Consider the following 21,374-nt stretch of genomic DNA (forward strand, 5'->3'; position numbering starts at 1 on the left):
CTCAGGCGCTGATGCCGCCCGTGAGGATGGCGGCGAGTTCGGCGTAGGCGTGCGCGTCGTCGAGGCCGGTGCTGTCACGGACCCCGCGTTGCTGGATGCGGACCATCATGGTGGCGGCGAGGTCGGCGGCGAACGCGGCGTGCACGTCGCGGAAGTCGCCGGCGGCGACGCCCTCGGTGATCAACTCCTGGACCCGACCGGCCGCGAACTGCGTGTTCCGTTCGTAGACCTCCCGCGCCGGGGGGAAGGCGTCGAGGTCGGCCATGAACTGGTCGGACGCGGCCGCGAGGGCGTTGCCGACGGCCGACAGGTACGCGGTGATCCGCTCGCGGGCCCCGCCGATCGGCTCGATGCACGACTCGACGTCCTCGGTGGCGCGGCGGAAGAAGTGCACCGTGGCGGCCCGGACGAGCTGCTCCTTGCTGCCGGCGAGGGTGTACAGCGTCGACTTCGAGCAGCGCAGCCGGTTCGCGATCTCGTCGAGGGTCAGGTGTGCGAACCCCTCGACCAGGAACAGGTCGACGAGGGCGTCGAAGAGCTGGGTGCGCCGTCGGGTGGCGAAACCGGGTCGGGTGGGCTGCTCCATGACAGAAATAGTACTGGGAGGTGCCTTGCAGTACTATTTCGCAATCAGTACTCTGGTCCGTAATCCAGTACTGCTTTCCGTAGCCTTCTCGAGGAGACACCGTGGCCGTCGATCGTTTGCTGCCTACTGACGAAGCCCGTGACCTGATCCAGCTCACGCGCGACGTCGCCGACAAGGTCCTGACGCCGATCGTCGACGAGCACGAGAAGTCGGAGACCTACCCCGAAGGCGTGTTCGCCACCCTCGGCGAGGCCGGACTGCTGAGCCTGCCGTACCCCGAGGAGTGGGGCGGCGGCGCGCAGCCGTACGAGGTGTACCTGCAGGTGCTCGAGGAGATCGCCGCCCGCTGGGCCGCAGTCGCGGTGGCGGTCAGCGTCCACAGCCTCGCCTGCCACCCGCTCATGGCGTTCGGCACCGACGAGCAGAAGCAGCAGTGGCTCCCGGACATGCTCGGCGGCAACACCGTCGGCGCCTACAGCCTGTCCGAGCCGCAGGCCGGATCCGACGCCGCCGCACTGGCCTGCAAGGCCGCCGCGACCGACGGCGGGTACGTCGTCAACGGTGCGAAGGCCTGGATCACGCACGGCGGCATCGCCGATTTCTACAACCTCTTCGCCCGCACCGGTGAGGGCTCGAAGGGCATCTCGTGCTTCCTCGTCCCGAAGGACACCGAGGGACTGACGTTCGGCAAGCCCGAGGAGAAGATGGGCCTGCACGCCGTGCCGACCACGTCCGCGCACTACGACGACGCCTTCGTGCCCGTGGAGCGGCGCATCGGCGCGGAGGGTCAGGGGCTGCAGATCGCATTCAGCGCACTGGATTCCGGCCGGCTGGGCATCGCCGCCGTCGCCGTCGGACTCGCGCAGGCGGCCCTCGACGAGGCCGTGGCCTACGCCCAGGAACGGACCGCGTTCGGCAAGAAGATCATCGACCACCAGGGCCTCGGGTTCCTGCTCGCCGACATGGCCGCCGCCGTCGACTCCGCGCGCGCCACGTACATCGACGCCGCCCGCCGCCGCGACGCCGGCCTGCCCTACTCCCGCAACGCGTCCGTCGCCAAGCTCGTCGCCACCGACGCCGCCATGAAGGTCACCACCGATGCCGTGCAGGTTCTCGGCGGCTACGGCTACACCCGCGACTTCCGCGTCGAGCGGTACATGCGCGAAGCGAAGATCACCCAGATCTTCGAGGGCACCAACCAGATTCAGCGACTCGTCATCAGCCGCACCCTCGCCGCGAACTGACGAACCCACCCCCGAAAGGCCTTCCGCACATGACCACCTCCGTGATCGTCGCCGGCGCCCGCACCCCGATCGGCCGGCTGCAGGGCTCACTCGCCGGATTCTCCGGTGCCGACCTCGGCGCCATCGCCATCGAGGCGGCGCTCGGCAAGGCCGGTGTCGCCCCGGACCAGGTGCAGTACGTCATCATGGGCCAGGTCCTCACCGCCGGCGCCGGGCAGATGCCCGCCCGTCAGGCGGCCGCGAAGGCCGGTATCCCGATGAGCACGCCGTCGCTCAACATCAACAAGGTGTGCCTGTCGGGGGTCGAATCGATCATCCTCGCGGACCAGTTCATCCGGTCCGGCGCGTTCGACGTGATCGTCGCCGGCGGCATGGAGTCGATGAGCCAGGCACCCCACCTGCTGCCCGGTTCGCGCGGCGGTTTCAAGTACGGCGACGTCACCCTCGTCGACCACATGGCCCTCGACGGATTGCACGACGCATTCACCGACCAGCCGATGGGACTGCTCACCGAGGCAGGCAACGACAGGGACGTCATCGCCCGCGAAGACCAGGACGCGTTCGCCGCCCGCTCACACCAGCTCGCCGCCAAGGCGTGGGACAGCGGAGTCTTCGACGACGAGGTCGTCCCCGTCGAGATCCCCGCACGCAAGGGTGAGAACACCTGGCTGCGCCGCGACGAAGGCATCCGGCCGGACACCACCGCCGAAACCCTGGCGCGGCTGCGGGGCGCATTCCGAGCCGACGGCACGGTGACCGCGGGCAACGCGTCGACCATCAACGACGGCGCCTGCGCCGTGGTGGTGATGAGCAAGGAGCGCGCCGAGGCGGAAGGCCTGACGTGGCTGGCCGAGATCGGCGAGCACGGGATGGTCGCCGGGCCGGATTCGGGACTGCAGTTCCAGCCGTCCGGAGCGATCGCGAAAGCCTGTGAGGCAGCTGGTATCTCACCGACCACGTTGGATCTGATCGAGATCAACGAGGCGTTCGCCGCGGTCGGGATCGCGTCCACCCGCGAACTCGGCGTCGACCCCGAAACAGTCAACGTCAACGGCGGAGCCATCGCACTCGGTCACCCGATCGGAATGTCCGGCGCCCGCATCACCCTGCACCTCGCCCTCGAGTTGCAGCGCCGCGGCGGCGGCACCGGCGCCGTCGCCCTGTGCGGCGGAGGCGGACAGGGCGACGCCCTGATCCTGCGCGTCCCCTGATCTCGCATCGCGGCCGCACCGCTCAGCGCGGCTCCGTCGACGCGATCCGGACCGCGAGGAGGAGATTGACGACGTCTTCCACCCGACGCAGGTCCTTGCCGGTGCGCTCGGCGATCCGACCCAGCCGGTAGTACATCGTGTTCACGTGAATCTGTAGGGCGGAGGCGGCCTCCTTCGCGTTCATGTCGTGGGCGACATACGCCGTCAGCGTCTCGATGTAGATCGCGCCGGCCGACAGGTCTTCGGCGATGAAGGCGCGCAACTGGGGCTCGACGAGTCGGCGCGCGGTCGGGTCCGCGCGCCGCACCAGATAGTCCAGCGGCGAGAGATCGTCGAAGATCTGGACCTCGCGCCGGCCTGCCAGGTGGTCGCAGGCGACCTGGGCCTCCAGCAATGCTTCGGCCGTCTGGTCGAACCCGCGGTGCGCCGAGCTGATACCGATCGACGCCGCGGTCCGGGTCGTCCCGAGGTCTGCAACTGCACGAGCGACTTTCTGCGACAGGGCGCCGGGGCTGAATCGTTCGACCGGGACGAGTCCGACGAGTTCCTGCCGCCACGGCACCACCATCCCCGACAGATGCCGGGAGAGCACCCTGCGTGCGTCCAGGATCGGATCCGCGCCGTTCGCCTCCGAACCCGCCCGGCAGACGAGGACGACGAACCCGGCGCCGTCCTCGAGACCGGCCCGGCGCATCGCCTCCAGCCGGACCGGTACGGCGGGCACGTTCCCCGCGAGCAGATCCTCGAGACAGTCGAGGGCGATGCGCTCCTGGTCGGCCACCAGATATTGCTGCGCCTGCAGGTAGGTGGTCGCGGCGGCGGAACAGCCCGCCTCGATCGTGCGCATGAGGTGCTCGACCAGGCTCAGTGCCGTTTCCTGCTGCCCCTCCGTCGATCGGACGAATTCGAGAACATACGACCAGAGGACGATCTGCCCGATGCGAAACGCGTGAAGGAAGTCGATCAGGGAGATGCCGTGCGCGACGCGCTCCGAGGCATGCCCGGAGGTGAACGCGAAATCGTCGAGGCGCGGATTCCGTTGTTCTATGACGCTGGTCGTGAACACCCCGAAGACGCCGATGACGTGGGCAACCACATCGTCGTACAGTCCGGTGGCGCGGTAGGACGGCAGCTCCGCCCAGATCGCGTCGGTGGCGGCTCGCGCGATCTCCGGATGGCGGTCGTGCACCCACTTCGCGAGATCGATCGCCGCGTCGTCGAACGGCCGCCTCGCGCCGTGTGCTGTGGTCATCCCCACGACCTCCGATGCTGTCCACACGCTGTGACCAGGCTACAGCCCGAATTCGGACCTTCGACACATTCCCACCAGAGGACTGTGGGCCGACCACAAACATCTTCGGTGTCGCACCACGATGAAGTGACGGCTGTCACGGCCTATGGTTGCCCGGACGACCCACGAGGCTCGCCGCCATTCGCGCGTGGGAGCCCGCCGCAATCTTCGAGGGAGTGACCCACGTGAGCTTCAAGAGCCCGTTTCCGGACGTCGAGATCCCGAACCTCAGTGTCTACGATTTCCTGTTCGGTCACCTCGACCCGGCGGACGGGGAGCGTCCCGCGCTGATCGACGGCGCCTCCGGTGCGGTCACCACCTACCAAACCCTGGTGGCGCAGATCGGCGGGGTCGCCGGGGCGCTGGCGGCCCGCGGTCTCGCGGTCGGTGAGGTGGTGGCCCTGCACTCCCCGAACGTGCCCGCCTTCGCCGCGGTGTTCCACGGCATCCTGCGCGCCGGCGGCGTCGCCACCACCATCAACGCCCTCTACACCGCCGAGGACATCGCCAAACAGCTCACCGACTCGCACGCGAAATTCCTGTTCACCGTCTCCCCCCTGCTGCCGCAGGCCACGGCGGCCGCCGTCACGGTCGGGATCCCCGACGAGAACGTCATCGTCCTCGACGGCGCCGACGGCCACCCGTCCCTGACCGATCTGCTCACCGAGGCCCACCCCGCCCCGGCGGTGTCGTTCGACCCGGCCACCCACCTCGCGGTGCTCCCGTATTCGTCGGGGACCACCGGCCGCCCCAAGGGCGTGATGCTCACCCACCGCAACCTCGTCGCCAACGTCTGCCAGATCAACCCGCGGATGGGCATCGGCGCCGACGACACACTCCTCGCCGTGCTGCCGTTCTTCCACATCTACGGGATGACGGTGCTGCTCAACGCCGCCCTCTACAACCGGGCCGCGCTGGTGACGATGCCGAAGTTCGACCTCGTCGAATTCCTGCGCATCGTCTCCGGACAGAAATGCACGTACGTGTTCATCGCCCCGCCGGTCGCGGTCGCACTGGCCAAGCACCCGCTGGTCGACGACTACGACCTGTCCTCGGTGCATTCGGTCTTCTCCGGCGCCGCCCCGCTCGATCAGGAACTGGGCAGGGCCGTCGCGACCCGGCTCGGCTGCCGGGTCCGGCAGGGGTACGGGATGTCGGAGATGAGCCCGGTCTCGCACGCGATCCCGTTCGACCGCGACGACATCGCCCTCGACTCGGTCGGCCCGACGATCGCGAACATGGAATGCAAACTCGTCGACCCCGCCACCGGGCAGGAGGTCGACTACCCCACCGAGGGCGTCAGCGCCCCGGGCGAGTTGTGGTGCGCGGGCCCGAACATCATGGCCGGGTACCTGGGCAACGAGGCGGCGACCGCGGAAACCCTGGACGCGGACGGGTTCCTGCACACCGGGGACATCGCGACCGTCGACGCCGACGGGGTCGTCACGATCGTGGACCGCATGAAGGAACTCATCAAGTACAAGGGGTATCAGGTGCCGCCCGCCGAACTGGAGGCGCTGCTGCTCACGCACCCGCAGATCGCCGACGCCGCCGTCATCGGTGTCCTCGACGACGAGGGCGAGGAGGTGCCGAAGGCGTTCGTCGTCGCCCAGCCCGGCGCCGACCTGGATGAGGCCGCGGTGATCGCGTTCGTCGCCGACCGGGTCTCCCCGCACAAGAAGGTCCGCAGGGTCGAGTTCATCGACCTCGTCCCCAAGTCCGCCGCAGGCAAAATCCTCCGCAAGGACCTCCGCACGCGGGAAACGGCGGGAAAGTAGACGGTCATCTGTAGCCAACGACGTTGAGTGCAGGTGCCGCCCAACCAGCAGCTCGGGCAGCACCTGCACCCCACCCCTCGCGTGATCGACTCGTGTGCCTGAGACGTCCGCGGCGTCATGTGACCACCATGACGGCGTAGACGGTACCAGAAAACAGGCCGAATGGTTTGTTTTATTCTTCCGGGGCAAACCGAGCACGTGGGTCGAGTCCACGCAGGAGGGCCGCGAGGCCGGTCTCGAACTCGTGGTCTTGACCCAGTGCGACGACTTGCCGTGCGATGTCGATGAGGTGAGACGCCGCCGAGTCGGTCCGATCGGTGGCGATGACGATCTCACCCCCGTCGCGCGCCGTCTGCTGTTCGATCGCCGAACCGATGGTGTACCGCGACACGGCAATCAGAGCCAGCGCGGCGTCCGTACCACTGAAGCCCGCATCCTCCAGAAGGGTTATCTGTTCGATCGCGTTGTCGAGGCTCGGACTTCGCGACCCTGTCGACGCGATCAGTCGGGCGCCGTCGCGAACGCCGAGCATGGCACGGCGCAGGCTCCGCGCGTTCCGGGCGACGAATTCGTCCCAGCACTCACCGTCGGCGGGAAGACGGTCGGTGTGCCAACGGCACAGGATCTCCTCCGCAACGGCGTCGAGCAACTCGGCTTTGCCGCCGAAGTAGTGGTAGAGGCCAGGCTGACGAACGCCGAGGCGAGTCGAAATCGCTCGCAGTGACACGCTGTCGAGTCCGCGCTCCTGCATCAACTCGATCGCAGCCGACACGATCGAATCCCGGTCCGTGCGTCGCGGGTACGGCATGGGCCTCAACGTATACCTTGAACAGCAAGATTATCAACGATAACCTTGGAAGTAGGTTCCACCGAGCGAAGGGAACAGCATGAAACGAGAAGACATCTGGAGCGGCACCGTCGTGAAGAAGTCACGCGGTCTGCTGGACGGCTCCAACCTCTACCGAAGGGTCACCGTCCGCACCGACGACGACCGGACCGCGAAAGTCAGGGTCAACCGGACGCTGTGGAACGAACTCGCCGTCGGCGACCGCGTCGTGAAGGACGCGGACCAGGAGCCTCACCGCGCATGACCGGTGACGTGATGTCGGGCCACCGGAATCCTCGCCTCCCCGACAGCGAGCCCTTCCACCCCGACGTCCAGACGCAACAGAGCGCCCACCGTCGTGACGTATATCGCGGTCCCGGAGAACGCGAGTGAGGACACGAAACGGCCAGGCACGTCGATCAACTCGTCGAGGCCACCGTCGGCGGTGAAGCGCGCGATGCCGCCGCCACTGCCCAGTGCCACCCAGACGCAGCCCTCGACGTCGACCGCGAGCCCGTCACATTCCCCGCGGGGTGCCCGCGCAAATACCGATCCTCCGTCCGGGCCGAGTACCCGGACACGCGCGGCAGCGAACTCCGCAACGTACACGGTCGTGCCGTCCGGTGACACACCGATCCCGTTCGGCCACAACAGATCCTCGAGCACGACACGCACCGACCCTGCCGGTGAAATCCGCAGCAACTCCGACGGCGGCGCGGTCTCTCCCGCACCGGGACGGTGCCGCAGAACCCCCACCAACACGGATCCGTCGGCGGTGACGGTCATGTCGTTCACCCCGGTCGCCCCGTCGACGTCGAGCACGGTGGTCAGGCCCGCGTCGCCGGCGTGCACAAGGTCGCGCCCACCTACCAGCAACCCACCGTCGACATGCGCCGCGATTCCGCCGATCCCCCGCCTACGCGCCACCACAGTGGTGACGCCCGCCGGAGACCATCGATGCACCCCACCTTCGGTGGTGTTCGCGAACACCACCGAACCGTCCGGCATCGGACGCGGGGCCTCCAGTAAGCCCTCCCCTTCGAACAAGACGTCCACAACCCACATATAGTCCTCGACCGCCCCGACGAGTCACCGTTTCGCTGAAGTCCGGGCCGACCATCCACGGTCGTCACTGCGCCCCGGCTGCCGTCGACGATGCACCGATGGACACCGGAGGACTCCCTACCCGGACATCGTGTGGCCGAATGGCGCTCGGGACGGCGGTGGCTCCGCGGTTGCAGGCGTGACGGGGAGGTGGGAATCGTGGCGCGGAGCCGGATCGTCGGGCGGGACCCACCGCCATGTACGCGCCCGGGCCCGATTGCGGGTCCGACCTCTCCCCGGCGATGCCGCGCATGTCTACCGCTGCTGGCTCAGGCTCGCCAGTACGGCCTGCGCCGCGCGCTCGCCCGATGTGGCTGCGTCGGCGAGCGACGGCATGTCGAGCTGGTAGTCGCCGGCGAGGTGGATGGTTCCGAGCGGATCACGCAACGTCGGAAGAGAGTTCCTCCGCCCGGGCGCCCAGAAGGGCACGACTCGACGGTGCTTCCGCACGATGCCCTCGCCCAGCTTGCCGTCCAGCTCGGGAAACACTGCGAGCAGGTCCTTCTCGAATCGCGACACGATCTCCTCGTCGGACAGATCGAACAACGCGTCGGCCTGAGCGCCGCCGGCGAAACAGGCCAGTGCGCCGCCGGGCTTGCGATCGTCGCCGTTCCGCATCGCCGCGGCGTGGTTGAACATCGCCTGGAACGACAGTTGCGGGGTCGAGACACCGAAGAAGTCGTCCCAGCGCTGCGGCCCGACTTCGTCCGTGAAGAATCCGACGATCACGTACCGGCCGTAGGTGATGTCATTGAAAGCGTTCCGGTGCTGCTGTGGGAGGTCCGGGATGATCCGCTCGGCTATATCGGCGGGTGCGGTCACGATCGCGCGCTTCGCCCGCAGCCGCACCGGCCGGTCACCGTCGAGGTAGTCGACGACGACGCCGTCGCCGTCCTGCCGCACCGATTGCACCGCCGAGTTCAGCCGGATCCGGTCACCGAGATCCTCCGCCAGCACGTCGGTCAACGTCTGGTTGCCACCCACCGGCAGCGAGAAGTTCGGGATCTTCTCCGGGTCGGCCAACGCGAGGCCGACCGAGGTGACGAACTGGGTGGCGGCCGTCTCCTCCACCTCGCATCCCATCCACTGCGCCGACCACGACCGGACGACGTCGGCGGCCAGCTTCGACCGCACGCCCTTCAGCAGGTACGACCCCAGCTTGGTGTCGAGGTTTGCGCGCACCCGTTGTGCGATACGGCTCTGCGACTCCAGGAACGGCATGACGGCGAGGATGCGTGCACCGACGATGGCCATGCCGATTCGGTCCATCATGGTCATCCGCGTGCGGAACATGAGCGCGACGGGATTCGAAGTGTCGACCACCCCGCCGTTCAGGTACAGCGAGACGCTTTTGCCTGCGAGCGAGCCCATCTCGATGCCGTGCCGGTCGAGAGCATCGATGAGTGTGCCTGTGCCCTCGGTGAACTGAGTGCCGACGTTGACCCAGTAGTCGCCCCGCCGGACGGTCTCGACTCGTCCGCCGACACGATCGGTGGATTCGAGCACGACTACGTCGGTCTCCGGCGACAGCGTGGTCGCCGCCGTCAAACCCGCCATTCCGGCGCCGACGACGACTACCTCGGTCGTCTCTTCCTGGACGTGCGTTGTCATTTCGGTTCCTGACTCTGGAAAGCGATGAGCTTCGGTGCTGCGGTGGTCACGACGCGACTCACGCCGTGACCGAAGCGCCGGTGACCGCCTGGGCATCGACGCGCTTGTTGTGAGCGTCGAACGCTCGGTAGGCGCGGAAGTACGCGAACATCTGCAGGCCCCACGTGGACAGCGCGAAGATGTAGAAGATCGTGTGCTCCGCGTCGTCGCCCGGGATGTGGACGAAGTCGTAGGTCGAGGCGATGACGAATCCGCAGGCGCTGGCGACGGCGACCCACACAGCGTGCCCGCGCTCGCCGATACCCCACAGGTGCGTGACGAAGTAGATCAGGAAGATCGTGGTGAGCACGTTGACCACGATGTAGAAGATCTTGCCGGGAACGCCGATCTCCTCGGCGAACTGGCTGAGGACGAAGCCCACCACGGCCGCGAGGGCGAACGCGCCGACGTCCACCGCAGCGGAAGGCTTGTACCGGTGGGTGACCTTCATCAGTCCGAGAACCAGGATCAGCGTGATGCCGACGGACCGGGAGAAGGCATCCAGGAAGTAGGCGAAGGCGTACATCGGACTGCCGTGACCGGCCTTGATGAGGCCGTAGACCAGGAAGTTCGAACCCGACGTCGCGACGATCATCCACTCGATGCCGAGCAGGTAGTTCTTGTAGGTCCGGATGAACTTGATCCCGTATGTGAATCCGACGGCGATCATCCAGATGTCCGCTACCGCGAAGAGTAGTTCTCGGATGGACATGTTTTTCTCCTTGGAGGGTGGCTTACGCCGATGGTTATTTCGTGAGGGCTGCCAGGCGGTCCGAGGCACGGTCGGCGAGCCAGGCCGCATGCAGCACGGGACCGCTGACGAAGCTGGGCCAGAAGCGCTTCCGGCCGTGCCAGATCGCGGCCAGGTCGTCGTGTAGGGGCGCGTCGCAGATGCGGTCCGCGAGCAGGTGGCCCACGTACTGCGCCTGGGCGAAGCCGTGGCCGTTGCAGGCGAGCGAGTAGAGCACGTTGTCGGAGGCCTCGCCGGCGACGGGGAGCCAGGTGGAGCTCATGCCGATCCAGCCGCCCCAGGCCTTCTGCGGCTCGATGTCGCGCAGGCCGGGGAAGCGGTCGCGGAATCCACGGACGAGGTCGTCGGCGACGTTCCGGGCAGGGGTGCGGTCCGGCAGCGGATTCCGCCCGGTCTGCACGCGGCGGGTGCCGAACACAATCGTGCCCCGTGGGGTCACACGGTAGCTCTCGATGATCATGTGCAGCGTGACCATCGGGGCACGGCTGGTCCAGCCGATCTCGTCGAGTCGCTCGGGCGCAACGGGTTCGGTCTCGACCAGCGACGTCCACACCGGGGTGGCGAGGTTCTTCGGCGCGCTGGAAAGGCCTGCGCTGTAGGCGTTGGTGGTCAGCAGCGCCTTGCGCGCCCGAACCCTTCCGTCCGGAGTGTCGACGGTGACCCCGCCGCCGGTGTCCGTGACGTCACGGGCGGGGGTGTGCTCGTAGACGCGCACGCCGGACGCGATTGTCGCGGCCCGCAGGCCGAGGACGAACTCACCCGGGTTGAGGGTGCCACCGACGCCCTCGCGCATTCCGCCGAGGAAGCCGTCCGGAAGGCCCGCCTCCCGGCCCTCGACGAATTCGGCCGACGATCCGGCCTCGGCCATGACCTTCGCGTTGCGGCGCGCATGCCGGAGCTGCCCCTTCGACACGGCGGCCATCACGATGCCCTCCGACCGATAACCGCAGTCGATCCCGTGGTGGGCGATGGCGTCCTCGGCGAAGTGCACCGCGTTCTCGGCGTACCGGTAGAGATCGCGCAGCCGCTCGCTCTTCAGCAGAAAGCCCAGCAACTCCGGATCGGCGGCAATCGAATTCGTGACGTATCCGGCGTTGCGGGAGCTGGCGCCCCAGCCGAGGGCCTTCGCCTCGAGGAGCACCACGTCGACCCCCTTCTCGGCGAGGCGGAGTGCGGCCGACATGCCGCCCCCACCGCCGCCGATCACGACCACGTCGCAGTCGATGTCACCGGTCAGGGGTTGTTCGGCGGTGGCGGGCGTTGCGGCCCAACCGGTGTCGTGGATCAGCTCCATGGCGACTACTCCGTCTCTTCTGCAGGAATGACCCCGGTGCCGCGAGCGCGCACCGCGACCAACGGTTGCTTCAGGACCTGCGATCGGCCCGTGTCGCCACAGACGCGGCAGATCACGCGGAGTTCGAACTCGACTGTGCGGCTGCGATTTCCCCTTTTCACCAGCCGGGCCTCGGCCTCGACGACGTCGCCGCCGCGGACCGGCGCGAGGAACTCGACGGACGAGTAGCCGGCGAACAGGCCCTCGTGGCCGTCCAGCTCGATCGACAGGTTCGTGCCGACGTCTCCGAAAAGTTTCAGGGCGTAGGCGCCGTCGACCAGATTGCCCGCGTAGTGCGCGTCGGAGAAGGCGACATAGCGCCGATGGACTGTCGTGGTCATGAGATCTCCCGGTGGATGGCGCCGAGGTGGCGGGACTCTGTTTCGCCGTCGATCTCGACGCCGGGGTAGCCGCGCTTGGCGATCTCGGTGCACATCCGGCGGTACTTGCCGACACCGCCGACGTAGCCCATGAACGTGTTGGGTTTGCCTTCGACGTTGGAGCCGCGGTACCAGGAGTCGGTGGTGGCGTACAGCGTCTGGGCGACGGTCTCCTCGGTGATGTCGACCCAGTCGTTCTGGCCCTCGACGGTGGTCTCGACGAGCGTCGCTCCGGAGTCGCGGGCGTGCTCGATGAGGTCGGCGATCCAGTCGACGGCCTGCTCGATGGTCATCACCACGTTGCTGGCGAGCGCGGGGCTCTGAGGGCCTCCGACCATGAAGAAGTTGGGGAAGTCCGTCGTCATCATCCCGAGGTAGGTCCGGACACCGTCGCGCCAGGCCTCCTGCAGCTTCCTGCCGGACGCACCGGTGAGACCGAGCCCGTACAGCGGGCCGGTGAAGGCGTCGAACCCGATGGCGAGCACGACGGCGTCCACCTCATACGTGCCCTCCGAGGTGACGATCGCGTTCGCGGTCATCGTCTCGAGCGGCTCGTCGCGCAGCGACACCAGCGACACGTTCGGCCGGTTGTAGGTCTCGTAGTAGTCGGTACCGAAGACGCTGCGCTTGGCGCCCAGCGGGTGGTGCCTGGGCACCAGTAGCTCGGCGGTCGCCGGATCCTCGACGATCTCGCGGATCTTGTCGTGGAGGAATTTCGACGCGGTCCGGTTCGCCTCGGCGTCGGTGAGGAGGTCGGCGAACTCGGCGCCGACGCCCTGGAAGCCACTGCGCTCGTATGCCGCCTCGTAGCGCCGCTGACGCTCCTCGTCCGACACGTCGAAGGCGTTGTCGGTGACGGGGCGGTCGGGGATGCCGCCGGGTGAGTGCCGGCACTCCTCCCGGATCGCCGGGTAGTCGTCCTTGACGGCGGCGACCTGCTCCGCAGGGAGTTCGGCGTTGCGGGCAGGCATCACGTAGTTCGGGGTGCGCTGGAACACCGTGACGTGTTCCGCGACCTCCGCGATCAGCGGGATGGCCTGCACGCCCGAAGATCCGGTGCCGATCACGGCGACGCGCTTGCCTGCGAGGTCGTCGAGCGAGATGTTCCACCGGCTGGTGGACACCTGAAGTCCGGTGAAGTTCCCGAGGCCCGGCACGTCGAAGTCCTTGGGGGTGGACAGGCCACCCGCGCCCGAGATCAGGTAGCGGCTACGGCGCGTCTCGCCGTTGTCCAGCCGCACCTCCCACAGCCGGTCGTCCGCGTTCCACGTCGCGCCGACCACGCGGGTGTCGAAGGTGAAGTGCTTGCGCAGGTCGAAGCGGTCGGCGACGTGTTCGATGTAGCTGAGGATTTCGGTCTGCGGCGCGAATCGCTGGCTCCACGTCCATTCCTGCTGGAGCGTCTCGTCGAACGAGTAGGAGTAGTAGATGCTCTCGACGTCGCAGCGGGCGCCCGGATAGGTGTTCCAGAACCAGGTGCCGCCGACGCTGGGTCCGGCCTCGAAGCCCGCGAAGGTCCACCCGGCGTTCGTGAGCCGGTGCGAGAGGTAGAGGCCAGAGAAGCCGGCACCGACGCCGATGACATCGACGATCTCGCTGGCTGAGGTGGAGGTGGAGTTCATGCTGTCGCTTTCGTTGTTATGATCAAACGACTCGATCAATCGACTTAGTTGAGTAGACCAGTGGCACCGGTCACAGGCAAGGGGTGACGCGAAAGTCCCGATCGCTACAGAGGGAGGTCGGGTGAATCCACGCCGACCACGCGGTCGCCGCAGAACACGCGGACGGACTCGCCGGGGGCGTGACCGCCGATTCCGGCTGTGCCCCAAAAGCTTTGTGCCGATCCGTCGGCGAGATCGGCGACCTTGGCACCGTTCACGCGCACCTCACCCGACAGCACCCGGGATCCGACGTCGATGGCGCGGTCCAGGTCGCCACCGAACACGTACGCGTCCAGACCTGACGGGTTGGCGTTGGCGACGCGCAGTGCGTCCTCGTCGGACTCCACGGTGTGCAGGCTGACGAGCGGTCCGAACAGCTCGGCGGTCGCCACCGACGCGTCGACTCCCGAAGCCACTGTGGGGGAAAGGAAGAACCCGTCGAGTGCGGGCAGCTGGGCGGGCTGATGGATCGTCGCGCCGTGGGCCCGCAGCCCGTCGATGCGGCTCTGCAGCGTGGCGAAGTGCGGGGCGTTCGAGATCGGGCCGAGCTGGGTGTTCTCGTCGAGCGAGTGCCCGATCTCGATGCGGGAGATGCGATCGAGCAGCGCGGCCAGGAGCGGCTCGACGAGGCTCTTGTGCGCCAGTACCTTTCCTGGGCCTTCACACCACTGACCGTTGAGCTTGGTCATCCCGTCGAGGATCCCGTCGGCGGCGACGTCGATGTCGGCGTCGTCCAGCACGAGGGCCGGGTTGTTGCCGCCGAGCTCGAGCTGGAGCACCTTGAAGTCCTCGGCGGCCGCGCGGGCGATCGCGCGGCCGGCGTTCGGGCCGCCGGTGAACGAGACGATCTTCACGCGGTGATCGCCCGTGAGCGCCGCGCCCACGTCGCCCGCGCCGTGGACGAGCTGCAGCGCACCGTCGGGCAGCCCCGCCTTGACGAAGCATTCGACGATGATCTGGGCGCTGCTCGGCGCATGCTCGGACGGTTTGAGGATGACGGGGCAACCGGCGGCGAGGGCGCTCACCATCTTCGCGGCGGGGATGAAACTCGGGCCGTTCCACGGGGTGAGGATGGCGGCGGGGCCCCACGGGACCTTGTACAGCCGCACGTCGCGGCCACCGGCGTCCAGGGCCGTCCGACGCGGGATGGCGCGCAGCTCGGCAGCGGACGAGCGGATCCGGTGCGGAAGGAACTGCGCGACCATCCGGCCCTTCGCGATCGGGACGCCGCTGGTGAGGGCATCGGTGCGGGCGATGTCCTCGATCCGCGCCTCGACGATGTCGGCCGCACGCTCGATGACCGCCGCGCGTTCCTCGCTCGCCGCGTCGTCCCAGCGTTCGAAGCCGTACGACCGCTCGGCGTGCCGCAGTGCGCGCTCCACGTCGTCCGGTCCGGTGGTGACGGCGCGGTGGACCGGTTGGCCCGTGTTGGGATCGAGATTCCACGCGTCCGGGATCGTCCGGCACTCGGACCACTCGTCGGCGATGTAGTTGATCGGCTGGGGCAGTTGAGGGTTCGACATCCGTGTCTTCCTTCGGTGCGTCGATGTGGATGGGGTTGGTGTGATCACACGGTGAGGTCGGCGACGATGCGGGTCACCTCGCCCGACTTCATCGCCTCGAAGCCCTTGTCGATCTCGTGGAACGGAATCACGTCGCTGACCATCTCGTCGAGCAGCAGGCTGCCCTGGAGGTACAGACGCGCGAATTGGGTGATGTCCTCGTGCGCCTGGCCCGAGCCCATGTACGAGCCGATGAGCCGCTTCTCGCCGAAGAAGAAATCCGACGCGGGAACGGTGAGATCGGTGCCGTCCGGTGCGATACCCACCAAACACGCGGTACCCCTGGCACGCAGCACCGACAGCGCGGTGGCCGCGGTACGCGCGGAGCCGACGGCCTCGAACGAGTAGTCCACCCCGTCGCCGAGCATTTTCCGGATCTCGGTGGGGACGTCGGCTGCGCCGTTCACGACGTGCGTGGCACCGTACGTTCGCGCCGCCGCGAGCCGGGCTTCGTCGAGATCCACGGCGACGATCGCCGAGGCACCGGCGAGCCGCGCGCCCTGGATGATGGCCGACCCGACTCCGCCGCAGCCGATCACGGCGACGGTGGCGCCGGGGCGTACCTGCGCGCCGCGGAAGACGGCACCGACGCCGGTGATGATGCAGCACGAGAGGAGGCACCCGACGTGCAGCCCCACCTCGTCGGGCACCTTCACCAGCGAGTTCTCTCGCATCAGGGTGTGACGGGAAAACGCGCCGATGTCGCCGAGCCGCTCCACGACCCGGCCTCCCGGCAGCTGGAACGCGGGACGGGGCCGCTGCCGGATCTGCGGGGCGCGCTGGCACTGCGTCGAGTGCCCGGCCTGGCAGTTGCGGCACAACCCGCACGAGGGCGTGAGGGCGCCGACGACACGGTCGCCCGCACGCAGCGAGGTCACCGCGGAGCCGACCGACTCGACGATGCCCGCCACCTCGTGCCCGACCACCACCGGCAGGTCGGCGTGCACGGTGCCGGTCATGTAGTGCAGGTCGCTGTGACACAGGCCCACGTTGGAGACCGCGACGCGGACCTCGTTGGGCTCCGGGTCGTCGACCTGGATCTCGGTGAATTCCAGCGGCTCGTTCACCGCGGTGAGAAGTGCAGCTTCGGTGGTGATCACCTTTGTCTCCGATCTCAATTGCTCGTCATGGGCGCCGTCGGCGCCGCGTTCTTCGATGCCCAGAAGCCCTCGATGCCCGCGGTGAAGGCGCCGGACTCCCACGACTGGCGGGCGGCGTCGTCCTCGCGGGCGAACGCGGCCTCGACGTCGTCGGGCCGCGGCCGCAGCAGACCCAGGTGCAGTGCGGTGGTACGGGGGTCGGAGTTCCACTGCCGGATCACCTCGACCGCGCGGTCCACCAGTGTCTGCGAGGCGACGATCTCGTCGAGCAGCCCGATCCGCAGGGCCTCGTCCGCGCCGATCCGGTTGGAGCCCAGAATGATTCGCATCGCGTGGTTCCGGACCAGCCTGCCCAGGAGGAGGCTCGAGGCGTTCGAGATGATGATCCCGCGGTGGTTCTCCGGCTGGTAGTACTCGGCGGCGGGGGTGCCGATCCGCGAGTCGCAGCACAGCGTGATCTCCGAGGCGCCGCCGACCGCGATTCCGTTCACGGCAGCGATCACGGGGACCTCCGTCTCGAGAATCGCCCGGGTGATGTCGTGGAAGGTCGCGAAGGCCTCGCGAATCTCGTCGTAACTGGTCGGCACGGTCTGCAGGTCCTCACCGGCGGAGAAGGCCCGCCCGGTGCCCGTGAGCACGATTCCGCGGACGACGTCCCCCGTCCCGAACCGGCGGATCGTCTGCGCGAGCCTCACCCGCGTGCCCACGTCCATCACGTTCAGCTTCGCGGGGCGGTTCAGCGTGAGCACGGCGACGTCGTGGTCGATGTGCACGTCGAGGTAGTTGTCGGTCATGTCTGGCTCCTCAGTTGCCGGTGCCGGCGGTGCGCGGCGGCTGCAGGTCGTGGGTGATGCCGGGATGTTCGGCGGCGCGCGCCTTCAGCGCCGGCTTCGACACCCGCTCGGACGGGGTGCGGGGGAAATCGGCGACGAACTCGATGTAGCGTGGAACCTTGAATCGTGCCAGCTGGTTTCGTGCGGCATCGACGATTCGCTCCGCGGCCGCGCGGCATTCCTCGACGCCGGGGGTGAGCTGCACGAAGGCCTTGACCTCCTCGCCGAACAGCTCGTCCGGGACGCCGACCACCGCCGCCGCGACCACAGCGTCGTCGCGCTCGAGGACGCGCTCGACCTCGGCGCTCGCGATGTTCTCCCCGCCGCGGCGGACCATGTCCTTGATCCGGCCCACCAGGCGGTAGCCGCCCGCTCCGTGGACCGCGACATCGCCGGTGTGGAGCCAGCCGTCGCGCAGGACCTGTGCGGTGTCTTCGGGGCGGTTCCAGTAGCCGAGCATCATCGGTGTGCCCGAGGTGATGAGCTCGCCGGATTCTCCCTCGGCGACGTCCCGGCCGTGCGGATCGACCACCCGGACCTGCTTGGTGGGAACCGGCCGCCCCAGCCGTCCGCTGCCGACGTCGGTGATGCTCTCGGGAAGGCTGGCCAGGTCGACCCCACTCTCGGTCATGCCGAAGATCTCCCGCCACGGTGCGCCCCAACGCTGTTCGAGCTCGGCGTGCAGCGAGGCGGGGATGGCCGAGCACAGCACGAGGCGTAGGTCGTTGTCGCGGTCCTGCGGGCTGGGCGCCTGCTTGAACAGTAGCGTGGGCATCGAGCCGAGCACGTAGCAGAATGTGGCCCGGTGCCGGCGGACGTCCGCCATGAAACCCGAGGCGGAGAATCGGGGCAGTACCACCAGCGGCGCGCCGATCGTGAGGCACAGCGAGGTGTTCCACTGCGGGTCCATGTACGAGAACGGCTGCGAGGTGAGCGCCACGTCGTCGGCCCCGAGGCCCGCCGCGCTCGCGCAGATCCACCCCAGCCGGACCCAGTAGTCGTGGGTCAGCATGCACGCCTTCGGGAACCCTGTTGTCCCCGAGGTGTATTGGAGGTTGGCGAGCGTCGCGCCGGAGATGGCGACCCCCGGCCGGTCCGCCGGGTACAGCGCGAGGTTGTCGCACGAGGCGGCGTCGACGATGCGGACGTCGGCCAGATCGGCGTTCGCGGCGCGTACCTGTTCGACGAGCGGGGTGTGTTCGGCGTCGGTGACCATCACCCGGGCGCCGGAGTCCCGCAGCACGAATTCGAGGTCTGCGCTCTGATACGACGAGTTCACCGGCACCGCGACGCCGCCGGCCTTCAGGATCGCGAGCCAGGCGATCGGCCACTGCACGACGTTGGGCAGCATGATCGCGACCCGGTCGCCTTCCCGGACCCCGTCCTCGGAGACAAGTCGCCGCGCCAAGTGCGAGGTCCAGTTCTCGATCTCGCCGAAGGTCCACGATCCTTCCGTGAACCGGAGGAACTCGCGGTCGGGCGAGGTCGCGGCCCGGTTCGCGAGCAGGCCGATGAGGGTGTCGATCGGCGGGTCCACAGCCATGCGATCGAGCGCGATCGCGCGTTCCTGGTGAACCGATTGGACTCCGGTCATGGTCATCCTCTATGTCGGGTGCAGTGCGGCGTTGAAGCGGGTGCGGCTCGCGATCTCAGGTCGTGACGGCGCATTCGCGGTGAGCTCGTGGCTCGTGCCCTCCGGTCGCCGATGGCGCCGGACTGTGGGCTCAGTCATAGCCTAGAAGAACATGGTCAATTGATCAAGGCATATGACTATGAAGGGGTGCGAACCGTGGGTCCGAAGGGCCTGTTCTCGACGATGCGACGGCCCGTTTACCCTTCCTGCTGTAGCGTGGTGAACTGACTTGATCATCCGTTCAGGTCCGATTCGACAGGAGAAACGCATGGCCCGCATTCCCGCCGCCGAACGTCGCACCGAACTGGTGGCCGCGGCCGTGCGCATGATCGCCGCCCACGGGGTGGACGGCGCGACCACACGCCGCATCGCGCAGGACGCAAACGCTCCGCTGGCCACGCTGCACTACTGCTTTGCCACGAAAGAGGTGCTGTTCGCGGCGGTGTTCGAACACGTCACCGCGCAGTACCGAGAGGTGTTGGCGCGCAACGACGTCCAAAGCGACGTCGAGACCACCGCGCGCGCCCTGTTGCGTGGCGTGATGGAGTGGTACCTGGCGAATCCGGACTTCGGCGCGGCGATCGTCGAGCTGATCAGCTGGGCCCAGCGCCAGGAGGGCAAGCAGGCCGAGATCGTGTACAACGAGGCATTCGCGACCATGCAGGCGATCCTCGAGGCCGCCGCGACCGATGCAGGCCAGTCGGTCGACCCGAAAACGATCGACGAACTGACCTACATCGTGTCCACGTTGTCCGACGGATTCGCGCTCAACTGGCTGGTATTCACCGACCGTGCAGCCGCCGAGTCGCAGATCGAACTCGTCCTCGGAGTGCTCGACGCGTGGATGGCCGCCAACCTCGGCGACGTGCCCAGGCCGGTGGCTCCGGCCGCGAAGGCGTCACCCGAAGACGCCTTGCGTTCACTGGTGTCCTGGGTGAGCGTGGACTGACGCACCCTGTTTCAGGACACGGCACTTTCGACGCATCGACCGGACCGAGCGCGCGAGACCAGTACGGTCACCACGATGAGCAGGGCGAGGACCCCCGACAGCCAGTAGCCGGTGCCATAGAGGCCCTTGGCCGCGACCTCGAGGCCGGTACCGACCACCGGAACCAGGGAAGCACTGAGGTCACCGCTGATGAGTGCCGTGCCGAAGGCGAAACCCACGGCCATGAACGTGCCGGCGACACCGGCCGCCATCCCGGCCTTCTCTTCGGGCACTGCCATCTGCACCATCGTGAAGCCCGCTGCGTAGCCGATTCGGGTCCCGAGACCCATGACGGCAGCGCCCACAACGTATTGCCACTGCTGGTCGTGCGCCAGGGCGAGCCAGGCCAGCCCCGATGCGCTGGTGAGCGCTCCGATGACGAAGACGGGAACACCACGGCCGTTCAGCAAGGCGCGGTCGAGCACGGTTCCGCGGATCAGGAACGCCGCCGCGAAGGGTGCCATGAGCCAGCCCGTCTGCAGCGCGCTGAGCCCGAGGCCGTAGGAGTCTTCCGGCCGAAGATCCTCGGGAGTGATCTGGGCGTACGTGCTGAGCAGCAGCAGAAAGGCCGAGTTCACCGCTGCGAACAACGCGATGCACAAGCACGACGCGGTGACCAGAGGCGTCTTCATCATTGCGACGTCGAACACCGCCGCGGTCGACCGGCGCTCGACGCGCACCCAGGCGATGCCACCGATGATGCCGGCCACCAACGGAATAAGTGCCGCGACGCCCCACACGAGGCCTTGCGTCAGAGTCAGCAGGATCGCCGCGACCCACGCGATCATCCACACCGTGCCGAGAACTGCGATGCGGCCGTTACGCTCGGCGGGCGGGGTGTGGGGGATCGTGACATGGCACGCAATGGTCGTGGCCGCGCACACTGCGGTCAGGATGACGAAGAAGCCTCGCAGCGACAGGCTCTCGACGATGAAGCCGCCGCCGATCATGCCCACGACGATGCCGACACCGGTGGCGACGACGAGAACCGCGACACCCACCGTGATGCCGTCCTCGCCGAGGTTGCGACGCAGGAAACCGAGCGGAAGCAACTGCGCCGCACCACCGAAGCCCATGAGAATGCAGCCGACGAGGAGGGTCGGATAGGAGTCGCCGACAGCCGGTATGAGCGCGCCGACCGCGAGGAATGCGGACGCCGCCACGGAGGCGTTTCGGTCGCCGTACAGATCGGCGAGCCGCGGCAGCAGGATGAAGCCGGCTCCCCCGCCGAGGGTCAGCGCCGTGTACAGCCACGTCGTCTCGGCCACTGTGGCAAGGCCGTACTGCGCCTGGATGATCGGCAGCAGCGGCGGCAGGATGAAGATGACGGCGTTGGTCAGGACGATCAGCAGCGTGCCGACTCCGATGAGCACTCCCTTGTTCGGCGCACGGCGAGCAGGCGCCTCACCGGCGAGTCCGGCTTGCTGGTGGATCTCTGTCATA

Annotated in this window: 19 protein-coding genes; 5 read left to right on the plus strand and 14 right to left on the minus strand. The window is 67.9% G+C overall.

All coding sequences use genetic code 11. The features are described from left to right. Position 1: 1 nt before the first annotated feature. Entirely contained in the window at positions 2-586 is a 585-nt protein-coding gene (locus I1A62_RS25300; protein ID WP_219460774.1) for a TetR/AcrR family transcriptional regulator, read from the minus strand. A gap of 101 nt (positions 587-687) precedes the next feature. Here I1A62_RS25300 and I1A62_RS25305 point away from each other — a divergent pair, with 101 nt between their 5' ends. Next, positions 688-1,830, plus strand: a complete 1,143-nt coding sequence (locus tag I1A62_RS25305; protein ID WP_219460780.1) for an acyl-CoA dehydrogenase family protein — start codon at positions 688-690, stop codon at positions 1,828-1,830. Between the two features lie 29 nt (positions 1,831-1,859). Further along, entirely contained in the window at positions 1,860-3,041 is a 1,182-nt protein-coding gene (locus tag I1A62_RS25310; protein ID WP_124391572.1) for an acetyl-CoA C-acetyltransferase, read from the plus strand. A 22-nt stretch (positions 3,042-3,063) separates the two neighbouring features. Here I1A62_RS25310 and I1A62_RS25315 read toward each other — a convergent pair whose 3' ends face one another. Further along, the gene (locus tag I1A62_RS25315; RefSeq protein ID WP_124391573.1) at positions 3,064-4,293 is read right to left on the minus strand and encodes a CdaR family transcriptional regulator; all 1,230 of its coding nucleotides are present in this window, start codon (positions 4,291-4,293) and stop codon (positions 3,064-3,066) included. A 224-nt stretch (positions 4,294-4,517) separates the two neighbouring features. On the opposite strand from I1A62_RS25315, the gene I1A62_RS25320 reads away from it, so the two are divergent. Beyond that, positions 4,518-6,110: an AMP-binding protein gene (locus tag I1A62_RS25320; protein ID WP_219460782.1), complete on the plus strand. Its 1,593-nt coding sequence runs from the start codon at positions 4,518-4,520 to the stop codon at positions 6,108-6,110. Positions 6,111-6,282: 172 nt separating this feature from the next. Here I1A62_RS25320 and I1A62_RS25325 read toward each other — a convergent pair whose 3' ends face one another. After that, positions 6,283-6,918 carry a TetR/AcrR family transcriptional regulator C-terminal domain-containing protein gene (locus I1A62_RS25325; RefSeq protein ID WP_124396004.1) on the minus strand — a complete coding sequence of 212 codons (636 nt, stop codon included), beginning with the start codon at positions 6,916-6,918 and terminating at the stop codon, positions 6,283-6,285. 79 nt (positions 6,919-6,997) lie between these two features. Between I1A62_RS25325 and I1A62_RS25330 the strand changes: the two genes are divergently transcribed. Further along, a complete protein-coding gene (locus I1A62_RS25330) occupies positions 6,998-7,201 on the plus strand; it encodes a hypothetical protein (RefSeq protein ID WP_124396003.1) in 204 nt (67 codons plus the stop codon). On the opposite strand, the gene I1A62_RS25335 is transcribed toward I1A62_RS25330, so the two are convergent. From I1A62_RS25335 to I1A62_RS25380, 10 genes are all read right to left on the minus strand, one after another. After that, a complete protein-coding gene (locus I1A62_RS25335; protein ID WP_124396002.1) occupies positions 7,189-7,992 on the minus strand; it encodes an SMP-30/gluconolactonase/LRE family protein in 804 nt (267 codons plus the stop codon). The two genes, I1A62_RS25330 and I1A62_RS25335, sit on opposite strands and share 13 nt — an antisense overlap. A 303-nt stretch (positions 7,993-8,295) precedes the next feature. Then, positions 8,296-9,651, minus strand: a complete 1,356-nt coding sequence (locus I1A62_RS25340) for an NAD(P)/FAD-dependent oxidoreductase (RefSeq protein WP_219460785.1) — start codon at positions 9,649-9,651, stop codon at positions 8,296-8,298. 58 nt (positions 9,652-9,709) lie between these two features. After that, positions 9,710-10,402: a transporter gene (locus tag I1A62_RS25345; protein WP_219460787.1), complete on the minus strand. Its 693-nt coding sequence runs from the start codon at positions 10,400-10,402 to the stop codon at positions 9,710-9,712. A gap of 34 nt (positions 10,403-10,436) precedes the next feature. Then, entirely contained in the window at positions 10,437-11,735 is a 1,299-nt protein-coding gene (locus tag I1A62_RS25350) for an FAD-binding oxidoreductase (RefSeq protein ID WP_219460790.1), read from the minus strand. Between the two features lie 5 nt (positions 11,736-11,740). Continuing rightward, entirely contained in the window at positions 11,741-12,115 is a 375-nt protein-coding gene (locus I1A62_RS25355) for a hotdog domain-containing protein (protein ID WP_219460793.1), read from the minus strand. Further along, the gene (locus tag I1A62_RS25360; protein ID WP_219460796.1) at positions 12,112-13,776 is read right to left on the minus strand and encodes an NAD(P)/FAD-dependent oxidoreductase; all 1,665 of its coding nucleotides are present in this window, start codon (positions 13,774-13,776) and stop codon (positions 12,112-12,114) included. The genes I1A62_RS25355 and I1A62_RS25360 overlap by 4 nt, the downstream gene beginning before the upstream one ends. A gap of 104 nt (positions 13,777-13,880) precedes the next feature. Beyond that, positions 13,881-15,338, minus strand: a complete 1,458-nt coding sequence (locus I1A62_RS25365; RefSeq protein ID WP_124395996.1) for an aldehyde dehydrogenase — start codon at positions 15,336-15,338, stop codon at positions 13,881-13,883. A 44-nt stretch (positions 15,339-15,382) separates the two neighbouring features. After that, positions 15,383-16,477 carry a Zn-dependent alcohol dehydrogenase gene (locus I1A62_RS25370; protein WP_124395995.1) on the minus strand — a complete coding sequence of 365 codons (1,095 nt, stop codon included), beginning with the start codon at positions 16,475-16,477 and terminating at the stop codon, positions 15,383-15,385. Positions 16,478-16,491: 14 nt separating this feature from the next. After that, a complete protein-coding gene (locus tag I1A62_RS25375) occupies positions 16,492-17,271 on the minus strand; it encodes an enoyl-CoA hydratase/isomerase family protein (RefSeq protein ID WP_219460798.1) in 780 nt (259 codons plus the stop codon). A gap of 10 nt (positions 17,272-17,281) precedes the next feature. Then, positions 17,282-18,904: a class I adenylate-forming enzyme family protein gene (locus tag I1A62_RS25380; RefSeq protein WP_257890921.1), complete on the minus strand. Its 1,623-nt coding sequence runs from the start codon at positions 18,902-18,904 to the stop codon at positions 17,282-17,284. Positions 18,905-19,211: 307 nt separating this feature from the next. Here I1A62_RS25380 and I1A62_RS25385 point away from each other — a divergent pair, with 307 nt between their 5' ends. Then, the gene (locus tag I1A62_RS25385) at positions 19,212-19,892 is read left to right on the plus strand and encodes a TetR/AcrR family transcriptional regulator (RefSeq protein ID WP_219460804.1); all 681 of its coding nucleotides are present in this window, start codon (positions 19,212-19,214) and stop codon (positions 19,890-19,892) included. 11 nt (positions 19,893-19,903) lie between these two features. On the opposite strand, the gene I1A62_RS25390 is transcribed toward I1A62_RS25385, so the two are convergent. After that, positions 19,904-21,373 (minus strand): MFS transporter, encoded by a 1,470-nt coding sequence (locus tag I1A62_RS25390; RefSeq protein WP_219460806.1) that lies wholly within the window; start codon positions 21,371-21,373, stop codon positions 19,904-19,906. Position 21,374 lies beyond the last annotated feature (1 nt).

This window comes from Rhodococcus sp. USK10 (assembly GCF_019378875.1).
GTDB lineage: Bacteria > Actinomycetota > Actinomycetes > Mycobacteriales > Mycobacteriaceae > Rhodococcus_F > Rhodococcus_F pseudokoreensis.

Bases quoted from the DNA above. Each gene is read 5' to 3' on its own strand.
- I1A62_RS25390 (WP_219460806.1), bottom strand. From the start codon at position 21,373: ATGACAGAGATCCACCAGCAAGCCGGACTCGCCGGTGAGGCGCCTGCT.
- I1A62_RS25365 (WP_124395996.1), bottom strand. From the start codon at position 15,338: ATGTCGAACCCTCAACTGCCCCAGCCGATCAACTACATCGCCGACGAG.
- I1A62_RS25380 (WP_257890921.1), bottom strand. From the start codon at position 18,904: ATGACCGGAGTCCAATCGGTTCACCAGGAACGCGCGATCGCGCTCGAT.
- I1A62_RS25315 (WP_124391573.1), bottom strand. From the start codon at position 4,293: ATGACCACAGCACACGGCGCGAGGCGGCCGTTCGACGACGCGGCGATC.
- I1A62_RS25300 (WP_219460774.1), bottom strand. From the start codon at position 586: ATGGAGCAGCCCACCCGACCCGGTTTCGCCACCCGACGGCGCACCCAG.
- I1A62_RS25385 (WP_219460804.1), top strand. From the start codon at position 19,212: ATGGCCCGCATTCCCGCCGCCGAACGTCGCACCGAACTGGTGGCCGCG.
- I1A62_RS25330 (WP_124396003.1), top strand. From the start codon at position 6,998: ATGAAACGAGAAGACATCTGGAGCGGCACCGTCGTGAAGAAGTCACGC.
- I1A62_RS25310 (WP_124391572.1), top strand. From the start codon at position 1,860: ATGACCACCTCCGTGATCGTCGCCGGCGCCCGCACCCCGATCGGCCGG.
- I1A62_RS25355 (WP_219460793.1), bottom strand. From the start codon at position 12,115: ATGACCACGACAGTCCATCGGCGCTATGTCGCCTTCTCCGACGCGCAC.
- I1A62_RS25375 (WP_219460798.1), bottom strand. From the start codon at position 17,271: ATGACCGACAACTACCTCGACGTGCACATCGACCACGACGTCGCCGTG.
- I1A62_RS25345 (WP_219460787.1), bottom strand. From the start codon at position 10,402: ATGTCCATCCGAGAACTACTCTTCGCGGTAGCGGACATCTGGATGATC.
- I1A62_RS25350 (WP_219460790.1), bottom strand. From the start codon at position 11,735: ATGGAGCTGATCCACGACACCGGTTGGGCCGCAACGCCCGCCACCGCC.
- I1A62_RS25325 (WP_124396004.1), bottom strand. From the start codon at position 6,918: ATGCCGTACCCGCGACGCACGGACCGGGATTCGATCGTGTCGGCTGCG.
- I1A62_RS25360 (WP_219460796.1), bottom strand. From the start codon at position 13,776: ATGAACTCCACCTCCACCTCAGCCAGCGAGATCGTCGATGTCATCGGC.
- I1A62_RS25340 (WP_219460785.1), bottom strand. From the start codon at position 9,651: ATGACAACGCACGTCCAGGAAGAGACGACCGAGGTAGTCGTCGTCGGC.